Source organism: Exiguobacterium sp. KRL4 (assembly GCF_001870785.1).
In the GTDB taxonomy this organism is placed as follows: Bacteria; Bacillota; Bacilli; order Exiguobacteriales; family Exiguobacteriaceae; genus Exiguobacterium_A.
Genome location: NZ_MOLV01000010.1, coordinates 92,865 through 104,848, shown reverse-complemented (window position 1 = coordinate 104,848; position 11,984 = coordinate 92,865). Strand labels below are relative to the sequence as shown.

Here is an 11,984-nt window from a genome sequence, read left to right as displayed (position 1 = left end):
AAGAAACCACGGATGTGATTTCTTGAAAAGTTGACCTATTTTGAAAAATTCATCTCGTACATCTCGCGCCCCGGAATCGGATCCCGGAGTGACGACCAGTCGTTTTCATCTGCTCGGACGAGACAGGCATCAAACTGTGCTTCGAGTGTTTGTTGATCAAAGCCGATGCCAATCAAGACCAGTTCCGTCCGGCGATCGTTGACACTCTCAAAACGTCCGGCATATTCCATGTTCGACGCATATCCTGCTTGATTGAACAACAGCGCGATTTCCGGACGCGTCGCGAGATACAAAAATCCTTTGGCGCGGACAACTTCTTCCGGCCACGCCTCAATCAAGGCCAGCAACCGTTCGGGATGAAATGGGAGATCCCGCTTGTAGACGAACGAACTGATCCCGTACTCTTCCGTTTGCGGAACATGTTCCTCGGCATTCAGCTCGCGAATCCAACCGGCGCTTGCTGCCGCCTGTTCGAAATCAAACAGATCGACATCCAAAATCTCAGCCGGATCGACCTGAGCATGCGTCGTCTCAATCAGTTTTGCGATCGGATTCAGCGCCTTCAAGTATCCGATCACCTCGTGTTTTTCTTCATCTGTCAGGCGATCAATCTTGTTCAAGAGAATGATGTCGGCAAACTCGACCTGATCGACGAGGAGATCCACGACTTCACGGACGTCCGTCTCGTCAACTGCCTGCTGCCGTTCAATCAACGATTCACCGGATTCAAAATCCTTCAAGAACCGGTAGCCGTCGATGACCGTCACCATCGCATTGATTTTCGTCGTTTCCGTCAAATCAATCAAACTGTCTTCATCGATGTATGTAAAGGTCTGGGCGACGGGAATCGGCTCGGAGATGCCGCTCGATTCGATGACGATGCCGTCGATATTGCCTTGGTCGACGAGCCGTCGCACTTCAAGTAATAGATCGTCGCGTAACGTACAGCAGATACATCCGTTTGACAACGTCACGAATGATTCTTCCGTCCGCGAAAAACCACCTTGTTCGATCAACGTCGCATCGATGTTGACCTCACTCATATCGTTGACGATAATGGCGAGCTTACGCCCTTGCCGATTGTTCAATAAATGGTTCAATAACGTCGTCTTGCCGGAGCCGAGATAACCGGACAGAACGGTGATGGGAATCGGATGCATATTCAAATCTCCTTTTTAGTCAAATCGTAATGATTACGTTTTAAATAGTAATCGTTCCGATTTAGACTGTCAACTGATTTTTCATCTAGCTACTCAAAGTCATGCAAAAATACCCTCCCCGTCCCGGTCTTTGGCACCAGGACAGAAAGAGCATGAAGTGACACGTTTAGCTATCTAATGATTTACGACTCTCACTCAAAAAACGATGTCCTGATCAAACGGACGATCTTTTCCGCCGCTTCCTGCGAGAACCCAGCAATCGTATAATGATTCGTGTTCGGGATCACATGGAAGGTTGCGTCCGGCAGACTCTCCGCAAACCGTTGATGGGCCGCATTGATCCGTTTCGTTAGCTCCGGATGCAGCCAGTTTTCCGGCATCCCGCCCGCCCAGTCGGAAGCTGATAACACGAGTACGGGTGGCGTGACATGGCTGACGAGCTGTAAGACGTGTTGATTGTTCGCTTCGACCGCCTGCCACTCGTCAAGCGTCCCGCGCCAATGATTTTTCCGTGCCATGTTGCGCCACATCGGCACACGGTCCGCTTCCGGCAAGCTCGTGAACATCCGCGCACCAAGATCGTCCGGGATCAGCCAGGCGATCGGTCGGACATGACTTAAGACATACAAAAAACGGTTCCATTCTTCCTGTGTCCGTTCGTACCAGTTCGGCAGTTCGGCATCGACCTCCGGATGCGACGGATCAAGCAAGACGATGCCTGCCGTCTCGTCCGGTCGGCGGCGACCGAGCTCAAGTGAAATATAGGCACCAAGCGAATGACCGATCAAGACGAACGGTCCGCGAATATCAAGCAGGTCAAGGACCCGTTCCAGCTCGTCCACTTGTTGGGTAAACAACCGTTTGTTTTTCCCGCGGGTCGATTTGCCGTAGCCCAGCCGCGAGTATTCAAAGACCCGTCCTTGTTTTAATAATTCACCGCGGAGCCAGCCCCATTGATGATGACTCGACATCATCCCGTGATCGAGGATGAACGTTACGTTCCCTGTTCCGGTCAGGCGGGTGTCAAACCGCCCGTCCGCTGTATCCACAATTCGTTCCATTACGACTTCCCCCTATTCAAATAATGCCAGATCAAACTCATAACCAAGTACATTCAGATAATCAAATAATTGTGACCGATGGTGATACAAATGGACGGCTGCTTCCATCAGCCAACCCGTCGAATCGTCCGCGACACCCCAGTAGGTCGGTCGGGTCGTAAAACCGGTCAGCAACCGCTGTTCATAATACTGAAACGACTGGTCCAACCGGTCTACGATTTGGTCGACCGGCACCGGGACGGCATAGAAGTCCGCCATCTCAGCCGCCGTCACTCCCGTTGCGATCCGTAAATCGGCTTCGAGCAAGACGGCAAGGTGGACGGCCACTTCATAGACTGACCGCTTGCCGGGAATCGGGCGCTTGTCCCAGTCACCCGGCTGAATCAGCCGAATCAGTTCACTGGTCGTCCGGACACCAACAGCGACATGGCGCCGTAACGCGTTTTTCCACTCATCCATGATCCGACCACACAATCGCCCGTTGTTCCATCGCTTTGACGAACGTATCCTTCCCGGCAATATACGCACTAATGTCCGCTGGGTACTGATTCGCCAGTTGTTCCTTGATCTCACTATAAGCCTGGACTTCATCCGGATGTTCCCGTAAGTAATCGCGAAAGACGACGTGGCGGGTAATTTCCGGATTCCCGCTCGCATAGAGATGAATATGGTGCGTCCGGTCGTCGCCGCCCTTACGGTAATACCGGCGTCCCGGCATACCGAACTCACCTTTCGCTTCGTAGCCGATCGTTTCCATCGCTGCGTCAAATGCTTCGATACCGTCCAGCATATCAACGACCGGCAGGATATCCAGAATCGGTTTTGCCGACAGTCCCGGGACCGACGTGCTGCCGATATGGTGCACCGCAAGCAAACGTTCCCCGAAAACCGTTCTGAGCCGCGTGGCTTCCTGTTCAAATGCGTCTGACCAAGACGCTTGATATGGTGTGACGATGACTTGTCTCATGGTATCCTCTCCCCTCGTATGTAGTATGCCAGTTTTGTTGACAAAATAAAAACGACTCCTCACGTGAGAAGTCGTTTTACTGCATTATTTTTTCGTGATGAAGTAACGTGACTGATCGAGACGATCAGATGCTGTATAGATGTTCATCTTGTATGAACCTGTCGCAAGACCTGTCCGCATCTTCAAGACGTAGTTTCCGTGGTTGTCCGCAACGTCCTGCGCAATCAATTTGTAGCCGTTGCTTGTTTTTTCGAACAGACGGACGATTTGACGTTTTTCAACTTTCCCCGTCAAGGTCTTTTTACCCGTCCAGGCTTTGACCGGATAGGTGTTTTTGATCGTGAACGACGCTTTTTTCGTGATCTTGTTTGAGATATCCGTCGACTTGACTGTGTATGTGCCCGTCATCAAACCATTTTTGACCGGAATCTTGAACCCGCTTGCCGTCGTCTTCGCTTTTGCGATTTTCGTCGACCCTTTATAAAGCGTGACATCAAGCCCTTCCGTCGCTTTTCCTGTCACGACCGTCGAACCGTAGACGGCTGATTTCTTGTCGATAGCTGGTGTCGCGACGACACCTGTCCCGACCGTAACTGTCGTTTCTTTTTTCATGAAGCCGAGTTCCGAGACGACCGTCAGTTTGTCACGGAGTTTGACCGGACGGACCGTGACAGAGTACTTACCCGTTTCGTCTGCCGTTGCCGTTCCAAGAACCGTCGTTCCGTTTTTGACCGTGACTTTTGCTCCTGCGACCGCTGTTCCCGTCACAAGTTTTGCGCCCGGTTTGACGGCACTGACGCTGACGTTAAAGTCTTTCATCGGAACGTCGAGCTTAAATTTAAGGAACGTGCCTGTCTCACCAACGCGTTTGACACCTGTATTCGTGATGCCTTCATACCGTTTCGTATAGTCCGCTGCTGCTTCGGCAGAATCAAAGTCAACCGTGATCGGTTTACTGGCGACGAGTGACCAGTTGTTGTCCGCTTGATAATCAACCGGCTGTTTCGCTTTGATGAAGTCCGAGATGACGTTCCGTGTTTCGTAAGCGGATTTGTAGACGATGTTTTTTCCGCCGCCGAGACCCGGGAAGCTTGCGCTGCCGGCACGATAGTTGTTCGTTGCGACGAGGAACTCTTGCTCGTCCGTGATTTCCTTGCCTTGATACTTGATGTTTTGGACACGATTCGCATCTTCCTTGACGACAACACCGTTGAAGTCATACTTCGCTGGTTTCGTGATGTCGATATCGTATGTCAAACCGTCCAAAATATCGAAGTTATAGCTGCGGAACTCTTTGTTCAACAAGTCTGTTTTTGCATCCGTCACTTCATTGAATTGACCAGCTGACATCTCGAGCCAGTTCTTCACGTCAGATCCTTTGACTTTGACGACTTCGAGCGTGTTTGGATAGACGTACAGATCGGCGACGTTCTTTAAGGCGATCGGTCCTTTTTTGATCAACGTATAGTCTGACGCGTTGACTTGATTGCGGCCACCTGTCTTGAACGGTGCGCCGGCAGACAGGAGCGGTAAATCTTTATATTGCGCGAGATCCGCATTTTCTTTTAATTGTTTCTCGACGTACCACTTTTGAGCGTTCGTGACGAACTGGACGGAATCGTCATCTTGAACGAGAGCAAAGAAGCTTTGGATGTCATCGTTGATCGTTCCGACTTGTTGGCGGATGTAAGCGAGTGTTCCTTCATGCGCCTTTTCAATCAACTTGACGGCTCCGGCGTCTGCCGTCGTATCTTTTGTGACGTCCGCCAGTTTCGCAGCCGATGTATCGACGACCCATTTGTCGCCGTCTTGTTTTAATTGAAGATCGATGACGCCAACATTTTTTCCTTGCGTGTTGGCCATGACGACCGGTTTACCGTTGATGAGACCGTTTGCAGCATCGACATTCGGTAAACCGTTAAAGGAAGATTTCGCATCCGGGAACTTCCCGTGCTGGTGACCGGTCATCAAGACATCGATGTCGGCGATTTTTGTCAACGCGTACCCGACGTTTTCATCGCCGTCTTTTTGATCCGCTGTATCCCCGATTCCTGTATGGGCAAGTGCGACGACGACGTCTGCACCGGCGTCTTTTAATTTTTTCGCCGTTGCTTTAGCGACCGGAACGATATCTTCCGCTGTCACTTTCCCTGTCAGGTTGCCGGCATCCCACGCCATGATTTGTGGTGTGACGACCCCGAAGACACCGACTTTGACCGTCTTCATCTGACCGTTTTGGTCTTTGACTTGACGTTCGATGATTTGATAATCCTTCCCGTCCGTGTTGAACTCGGAAACGATCGGTTTTTTCGTAACAGCATCGAGGACATTCGAGTTGACGAATTTGATTTCGCCGCTTGATGCTTTCATCGCTGATTTCAAGAAGTCGAGCCCGAAGTTGAACTCGTGATTCCCGAGGGTGACAGCGTCATAACCGAGGTATTCCATCAGCTCATACATCGGATGTTTGCCTTTGTTGCCTTTGTCGTACTGATTTTTGACGTAGTCACCAAACGGTGTCCCTTGAAGCGTATCGCCGTTATCAAACAGGAAGCTGTTCGATTCCCCGACGACGTTTTGTTCCTGTTTGATGACGGTCGCAGCTTTGACAAGACCAATCGTCTCATCTTGCGCATCCTTGAAGTAATCGTAGTTCATCGAGTTTGTATGTAAATCAGTGGTCTCTAAAAAACGAAGTTTGACGACGCTGTTATCGGCGGCGAGTGTCTTGACTTGAATGACGGGCGCAAGCATCGGTGCGATCAACGTGCTGGCAATGACGATTTTCGTGACTTGTTTCATCTGATTTCCCCCTAAGTATAAATGACTGCTCAACTAATTTAACACGCTTTCATTGTAGCTTATAGCGACTTTGAATAGGTCGGACATCCGTCTTATTTAACCTGCTTAACTAATTCCAAATACTGGCTTAATAATCTTCAAACAGCCTTTACATGTTAAATCAAAAAACGCCGGCCTTCCCTCTCAGGTCGACCGGCGTCATTGGTTATACAGTTGGTTTTCGTTTGATGACAAATCCGATCAATCCGGCAATCAATGCCATCCCGGCGGCATAGAGCGGCGTCAGTCCTGCCGGTTGCTGTGAAAACTGCAACAGCGCTTCATTGCGCCAAGCGACCGTAAAGTCTGCCGTCGTCGCTTGAGCAACGAGGAAACTCGTCACGCCGACGAGGACGGCGAAAACGATTGGATCGATAATCGTCTTGAACGCCCGGATACTTACGAGTAAATACAGAATAAACGGAATCAGAATCAAGATCCAGTACGCACTTTCTGAGTTGACTGGCTCCGGCGTGACTCCTGCTGATTCGGCATCAAGCGCTTGAATCGTCTGGCGGGCGATACCATAGTCAATTGGTTCAAGATTCAACCGGGTATCCGATAAATCGGGCCGTTCACCGCCGAGAATCGTCAACAGTTGTTCTGTCACCCGATCCGTGTCGACTTCTGCCAAAACATCTTCAATCGATTGATTTAATTGACCGGTCGAGGTTTCACCGTTCAGCATCGTCACCGGGACATCAACGTCCGCACCGAGCACATTCGCTTTGTAGGCAATCTGCCCCCCGTGCAACAAGTCGTACATACCGCCGCTGCCGGCATCCAGACTCGCGACGGTCAAGGCCGTCCGAAGTGCCGAATCCCCGTCATACTGCGTTTCATCTGTGACGACGAGATACAGTTGGAGGCAACTCGCGAACATTAAGACGAGCAAGCTGCCACGGGCTGCTGCCGATAAACCGGACAACCCTTGCGGATACAGTGCCAAATAACTTAAACCGATCACGATGCCGAGCGCAAGCAACCCTTGTGTCAACACACCGTCCTGGAACGATAAAAAGGAAATCGAGTCACTGCGCTGAACGAGCATGAACCAACCGATCCAAGCCGTCACTAAAAAACTGACGGACCGGACTGTCCAGCCGAGCCGGTTGGCTTTGATCCGCATCATTAAAAAGAGAATAAAAACAAATACGATACCGAATACAGACAGCAAAAGGGAACCATATGTCACGTCGAAGGTCAGCGGTGACAAGACTTGATTCAAATCAATCCCAAAGATCGACAGGACATCTCCGGCCGAACTTGCTCCGAGTACTTGGTTGATGATCGCTTCCCGGACGGCACCCGGCATCGTCACGTCGAGTCCGCCGATGAACAGCAACATCAGTGTGACCGTCACGTCATTACTGCCCCAGGTGACACCCGCATCCTGCATTTGCTTCACGAGTGACTGATAATCGCTTGAGGACTCGATTTGTCCGGTCACGAATGTCATCAGACCATATAACACGGCAAAGAAAATCAGACCAAGTCCTATCCCGAACACGAGATCCATAATTGAGAAGCGCCTTTTGCGCCGCTCTTGTCGTTGCTCCATCCTAAATCCCTCCTTTTACTCTGTTTGACTATTCCTGTTCTATCCCATTCAGAAACACTAACCGCCTAATTTCAATGACTTCTGGTCATTTTTGTACGATATACTCTAATTATAACCAAATTTGTATGGAAGAGGGATTTTGCTTTCATGAGGAGGAACGACGTGATGACCCAGACGTCACAAGGACTAATGACGTTAGAACATTAAAAGGAGTTGGATTTAGATGTCGATTGATCACACTTATCTCATGACACTGATTGAAATGAGTCGGTACGATAAAGCACAAACCTTATTTGATACGTATGACATCGATGAAATCAGTGACGAATTAGTCTGGCACGCTTTTGATCACGAAACAGATATTTTGTATCAGTTCGTCTGTTATCTGATCGAACAAAAAGAAACGGTCAAACTGCATGATTTAGCAATCGAATTATCGATGCATCCTTTTTGTCATTTGGACGGTGCTTACTTCCGTGCCTATGACCATTTTCAGCGAACAGTTGCCCTGACCCATCGTCAAGACGTCGCCTGCCTAGAGTATCTGTTGTTCTTAGCGGAAGTGCCCGATCAAGTCACACTGAAACAGGAAGCCCTTGCTGTGGCGAATGAAATCATTCTGTTGGAACCAAAGAATCAAATCGCAAAAGACTTTTTGAAGGGAATGAAATAAACATATGCATCAGGCAGGGATGGAAACATTACTTCAATTACAGGCCCGCTTAATCAACGGTCAGCTTGAAGTGCAAAAGGAAGAAGGATATGTCGAGGTCGAGTCGTTCACCTTCTACTCAGGCGCCAGCCCGAAAGAATTGGCTCGACTTCCAAAAGACACACCAAAAGAAATCGTACACTTTTTAAGTTTTCATAATGGCGCTCGTCTTTATTTCACTCCGGACGGCGGCGGTGGTTTCGAGTTGTTTACGATTGATGATATTTTAGCGTACCTCTCGATTTGGGAATGTCCAACGGGGTTCATTCCGATCGGTGCCGGTCCTGACGGCGAATGGCTCGTTTGCGAATCGATCAGTGAAAGCGACAACCGGATCTGGACCGGCGAATTTCTGACGTATGAAGACTCTGACTTCGAGCGGCTCCCCTTCTCTTTCTCGAAGTGGCTCGATTATCTGATCGTTGCGCAAGGGGCGATGTATTGGGACTGGTTTCGTTAATACTGTTTAACGAATCAATCTGTTTTGGTAATACGCGGTTTAAAGAGGAGAAATAACGGGATTCCCGCAAACTTTCGCAGCAACTGATAAAATTCATGTGTTTCTACAGCTGTTCCGTTTAAGAGTACTTCATATTTTGCCCATCGGTCTTCATACACCAGACCGGAATCTCGATAGCCGTTCCGCACATAGAATTTTTTCCGTGTCACCCGCTGTTGATAATTTCCAGCACTCTCATCCAGATTCTCAATGTTTAATATTATACGATTTCCCAGCCGGTGTTTTTCAATCTTCTTTAAGAGTTGACTCCCGTAGCCGCTAGATCTTGCCTGACCGTCAACAGAAACATACAAAACGTATGTTAAATCTTGATACGTGATCAGGTAAGTAAAACCAACAAAAATGTTTTGGTCATACAGCGCCCAAAAATCCACCGAGCGCTTGTTGGCTTTTCTTAACAACATGTTCATCGGCATCCGTTCATGATCCGGGAATGCTTCCAGGTATAATTGGTTCACCCGGTCGATATCCCGATGGTCTTTCGTCAATTGTTCTGTTTCCAAAAACATGTTCACTACTCCTTTTATAAAAAAGAAAACTCAATCCGGTCGAAAAACAAAAGTCTTCTCCGACCACATTGAGTTTTTTAGTTGTTTATTGAAATTCGTTTTTTGCATGACTTGCGTGCTATGTTGCATTCATCGCAGAGACAGACGACGGTAAAAAAGAATCGTCAACAACACGATGATTCCAAGCAGTACATACATGACGCTGTATCCAATAACCGGCAACATCAAGCCGAGTAAAACCGGACCGAGTCCATTTCCGATATCAAAAAAAATAAGAAACGTCGCCGTTGCACGTGCTTTTCCTTCGCGCGAGACAGCTTTAACAGCCATCGTCTGGCTGATCGAAGAGAGATTCCCGAATCCGAGTCCAATCAACAGGCTAGCGAATAGAAAGACAACGGCATCAGTTGCACTACTCAGTAAAAACAGTCCGACGGCAGACAGGAGAAAGGCGGGATACATGACCACGTCGGGTCCGCGCTGATCCATCAAACGTCCCGTGACAGGACGTGAAACCAAAACCGTCAGCGTGTAGACGATAAAGAAATAACTGGCAGCAGTAATTAGATTACGCTCGATGGCAAATAAACTGATATACGAGAGAATACTGGAAAAACAAAAAGTCATCACTAAAATAATCAAGCTGATGGGTAATGCTGTTCGTTCAAGCACATGCGTCCACTTCAAATACGGAGTCGGATTATTCGTTTTCTTCGATGGAACCGAAAGGAACCATCCACACATCACATTCAGGACTGCCAACAGCAAACAGAATAAAAAAATTGTCGTAAACCCTGTGCGGGGCATCAAAAACAGTCCAACGAACGGACCAATTCCGGTGGCTAATGCTGTACTTACTGCAAAGTATCCGATGCCTTCACTGCTTCTTTCTTCCGGAATTGTCAAGACGACGATCGTTCCGATGATAGTTGTTGCAATCCCCATTGCAAAACCGTTTAACAAACGGGTAAAGGCAAAAAAGGTAAATCCAAAATCCAAAATATAGAGCGCCATCGTCAGGGCAAAGAACAGTAGTCCAAAGCGTAACAAGGACTGACCGTTCACTTTCGACAAAAGCATCCCTGTCACCAGACGCCCCATCAACGCACCGATGATAAAAATACCTGCGACTAACCCCGCCTGACCAGTCGTCGTACCCAATTCATTGAGGGCATACAGTGTGATGATGGAGTTTAGCAACAAATACATAAAAATCAAGAAAAAGTTGATACTTGATAACACCACGAATTCTTTTGTCCATAAAGACCGTTTATCTATCTGCTTCAAAATGAGTGCCTCCAAAAATTACGGCAACCCCAATTAAACTTAAAACACAAACCGCTCGCCATCTTCCGGCACGATCAGTTGAGAAGAAAAATGATGTTCATCGGCAAACGTTCTTAAATCTGTTCGAGACAATGCCCAGTGATTCACAGCTTCCATATGGACAGAAAGAATCCGTGCGGTTGGTGCGACCTGATGAACAGCTAAGACGTCTTCCGCTCCCATCACCAGTGAGCCGCCTTCCACAAACTGGTTATCACCCGCGTTGACGACGATGACTTCCGGTTGATGCTGCTCGATCACTTTCTCCACTTCTTCATACCAGACCGTATCTCCGGCAATGTAGGTTGTTTTTTCATCTTCATGTTTAAAGACGACTCCGCATACCGAACCGGCGATTTCCAAAATGGGTCCTCTGCCGTGCTCGCCTTTTGTTTGAATCAACTGAATTCCTTCAAAAACCGTATCTTCTTGTAAAACTTCGACGTTTTGGAATCCGCTGTTTCTAATTTCTTGGGCATCCTGTTCATTCTGAGTGAACAAAGGAATGTCTTTTGATAGTACTTCTTTTGCCACATCGTCCCAATGATCGAGGTGCAAATGTGTGACAATGACAGCATCTGCATCGATAATGGAGTCGAGTGAAACCGGCAAGTCGTTTAACGGATTTTTTTGATCTTGTCGTGCCGAATTCGGAAATGCCGGATATGCTCCCTTGTCTGCTAAAAACGGGTCAATCAAAAATGTTTTACCGGCATAGTCCAGTTTTAACGTTGCATTACGGATATGTTGGATGTTCATGTATACCACTCCTTTTCGTTGTTAGGAGCCTAGTATATAATTTGAACGTCATCCCGATACAGAGCTTACTGAAGGTATTTTTGCCGTTTTACTTTACTTATGAAGGGATTTGAAATCGTGTTGGATCAGACGGACTTACAAATCATCAACGAGCTGTCTCAGAACAGCCGAATCACCATGAAAGAATTGGGTCAAAAAATTCACTTAAGTGGACCCGCAACATCTGCCCGGGTCTTGAAATTAGAGGAACAAGGAATCATTGAAGGATATACGATTCTTCTCAACCCCTTAAAGATGGGATATACGATCCATGCGATGATCAGTATCTATACGAAAGATACTCACCATCAACCTTATCTCTCGTTTCTAAAAAAACATCCGTTGTATGTTCTAAATAATTATAAAATCAGCGGGGACAGTTGTTACCTGCTCGAATGTCGTTTTCCATCTAACAAAGAATTGGATTCGTTTTTAGTTGATTTAAATGTGCATGTGAACTATCAATTATCCATTGTGATTAACAAATGAGTGAACTATGCTTCACGATTTCGAACACACGAAAGCCTTG

Annotated in this window: 12 protein-coding genes; 3 read left to right on the top strand and 9 right to left on the bottom strand. The window is 47.8% G+C overall.

Annotated features, from left to right (window positions below):
- Positions 1 to 35 precede the first annotated feature (35 nt).
- The 6 genes from BLD48_RS08435 to BLD48_RS08410 all read right to left on the bottom strand — a co-directional run bounded on the left by BLD48_RS08435 (position 36) and on the right by BLD48_RS08410 (position 7,590).
- Positions 36 to 1,160, bottom strand: a complete 1,125-nt coding sequence (locus BLD48_RS08435) for a GTP-binding protein (protein WP_071499822.1) — start codon at positions 1,158 to 1,160, stop codon at positions 36 to 38.
- A gap of 191 nt (positions 1,161 to 1,351) precedes the next feature.
- Positions 1,352 to 2,221: an alpha/beta fold hydrolase gene (locus tag BLD48_RS08430; protein ID WP_071499821.1), complete on the bottom strand. Its 870-nt coding sequence runs from the start codon at positions 2,219 to 2,221 to the stop codon at positions 1,352 to 1,354.
- A gap of 12 nt (positions 2,222 to 2,233) precedes the next feature.
- Positions 2,234 to 2,680: a DinB family protein gene (locus BLD48_RS08425; RefSeq protein ID WP_071499820.1), complete on the bottom strand. Its 447-nt coding sequence runs from the start codon at positions 2,678 to 2,680 to the stop codon at positions 2,234 to 2,236.
- Positions 2,673 to 3,188 carry a GrpB family protein gene (locus tag BLD48_RS08420; protein WP_071499819.1) on the bottom strand — a complete coding sequence of 172 codons (516 nt, stop codon included), beginning with the start codon at positions 3,186 to 3,188 and terminating at the stop codon, positions 2,673 to 2,675. The genes BLD48_RS08425 and BLD48_RS08420 overlap by 8 nt, the downstream gene beginning before the upstream one ends.
- Before the next feature lie 84 nt (positions 3,189 to 3,272).
- Positions 3,273 to 5,990 carry a bifunctional 2',3'-cyclic-nucleotide 2'-phosphodiesterase/3'-nucleotidase gene (locus BLD48_RS08415; protein WP_071499818.1) on the bottom strand — a complete coding sequence of 906 codons (2,718 nt, stop codon included), beginning with the start codon at positions 5,988 to 5,990 and terminating at the stop codon, positions 3,273 to 3,275.
- A gap of 205 nt (positions 5,991 to 6,195) precedes the next feature.
- Positions 6,196 to 7,590 (bottom strand): hypothetical protein, encoded by a 1,395-nt coding sequence (locus BLD48_RS08410; RefSeq protein ID WP_071499817.1) that lies wholly within the window; start codon positions 7,588 to 7,590, stop codon positions 6,196 to 6,198.
- A 223-nt stretch (positions 7,591 to 7,813) separates the two neighbouring features.
- Here BLD48_RS08410 and BLD48_RS08405 point away from each other — a divergent pair, with 223 nt between their 5' ends.
- On the top strand, positions 7,814 to 8,263 hold the full coding sequence (locus BLD48_RS08405) for a hypothetical protein (RefSeq protein ID WP_071499816.1): 450 nt from the start codon (positions 7,814 to 7,816) through the stop codon (positions 8,261 to 8,263).
- Positions 8,264 to 8,267: 4 nt separating this feature from the next.
- Positions 8,268 to 8,762 carry an SMI1/KNR4 family protein gene (locus tag BLD48_RS08400; RefSeq protein ID WP_071499815.1) on the top strand — a complete coding sequence of 165 codons (495 nt, stop codon included), beginning with the start codon at positions 8,268 to 8,270 and terminating at the stop codon, positions 8,760 to 8,762.
- A gap of 14 nt (positions 8,763 to 8,776) precedes the next feature.
- On the opposite strand, the gene BLD48_RS08395 is transcribed toward BLD48_RS08400, so the two are convergent.
- The 3 genes from BLD48_RS08395 to BLD48_RS08385 all read right to left on the bottom strand — a co-directional run bounded on the left by BLD48_RS08395 (position 8,777) and on the right by BLD48_RS08385 (position 11,416).
- Complete coding sequence (locus tag BLD48_RS08395) at positions 8,777 to 9,331, bottom strand: GNAT family N-acetyltransferase (RefSeq protein ID WP_071499814.1); 555 nt, start codon at positions 9,329 to 9,331, stop codon at positions 8,777 to 8,779.
- A 129-nt stretch (positions 9,332 to 9,460) separates the two neighbouring features.
- Positions 9,461 to 10,618, bottom strand: coding sequence for an MFS transporter (locus BLD48_RS08390; RefSeq protein WP_083412278.1), 1,158 nt, complete (start codon positions 10,616 to 10,618; stop codon positions 9,461 to 9,463).
- A gap of 39 nt (positions 10,619 to 10,657) precedes the next feature.
- Positions 10,658 to 11,416: an MBL fold metallo-hydrolase gene (locus BLD48_RS08385; RefSeq protein ID WP_071499813.1), complete on the bottom strand. Its 759-nt coding sequence runs from the start codon at positions 11,414 to 11,416 to the stop codon at positions 10,658 to 10,660.
- 117 nt (positions 11,417 to 11,533) lie between these two features.
- On the opposite strand from BLD48_RS08385, the gene BLD48_RS08380 reads away from it, so the two are divergent.
- Positions 11,534 to 11,944, top strand: a complete 411-nt coding sequence (locus BLD48_RS08380; protein WP_071499852.1) for an Lrp/AsnC family transcriptional regulator — start codon at positions 11,534 to 11,536, stop codon at positions 11,942 to 11,944.
- Positions 11,945 to 11,984: the final 40 nt, after the last annotated feature.

What these genes read in the sequence shown, in the direction of transcription:
- BLD48_RS08435 (WP_071499822.1), bottom strand. Translation starts at nt 1,160, where the DNA reads ATGCATCCGATTCCCATCACCGTTCTGTCCGGTTATCTCGGCTCCGGC.
- BLD48_RS08430 (WP_071499821.1), bottom strand. Translation starts at nt 2,221, where the DNA reads ATGGAACGAATTGTGGATACAGCGGACGGGCGGTTTGACACCCGCCTG.
- BLD48_RS08425 (WP_071499820.1), bottom strand. Translation starts at nt 2,680, where the DNA reads ATGGATGAGTGGAAAAACGCGTTACGGCGCCATGTCGCTGTTGGTGTC.
- BLD48_RS08420 (WP_071499819.1), bottom strand. Translation starts at nt 3,188, where the DNA reads ATGAGACAAGTCATCGTCACACCATATCAAGCGTCTTGGTCAGACGCA.
- BLD48_RS08415 (WP_071499818.1), bottom strand. Translation starts at nt 5,990, where the DNA reads ATGAAACAAGTCACGAAAATCGTCATTGCCAGCACGTTGATCGCACCG.
- BLD48_RS08410 (WP_071499817.1), bottom strand. Translation starts at nt 7,590, where the DNA reads ATGGAGCAACGACAAGAGCGGCGCAAAAGGCGCTTCTCAATTATGGAT.
- BLD48_RS08405 (WP_071499816.1), top strand. Translation starts at nt 7,814, where the DNA reads ATGTCGATTGATCACACTTATCTCATGACACTGATTGAAATGAGTCGG.
- BLD48_RS08400 (WP_071499815.1), top strand. Translation starts at nt 8,268, where the DNA reads ATGCATCAGGCAGGGATGGAAACATTACTTCAATTACAGGCCCGCTTA.
- BLD48_RS08395 (WP_071499814.1), bottom strand. Translation starts at nt 9,331, where the DNA reads ATGTTTTTGGAAACAGAACAATTGACGAAAGACCATCGGGATATCGAC.
- BLD48_RS08385 (WP_071499813.1), bottom strand. Translation starts at nt 11,416, where the DNA reads ATGAACATCCAACATATCCGTAATGCAACGTTAAAACTGGACTATGCC.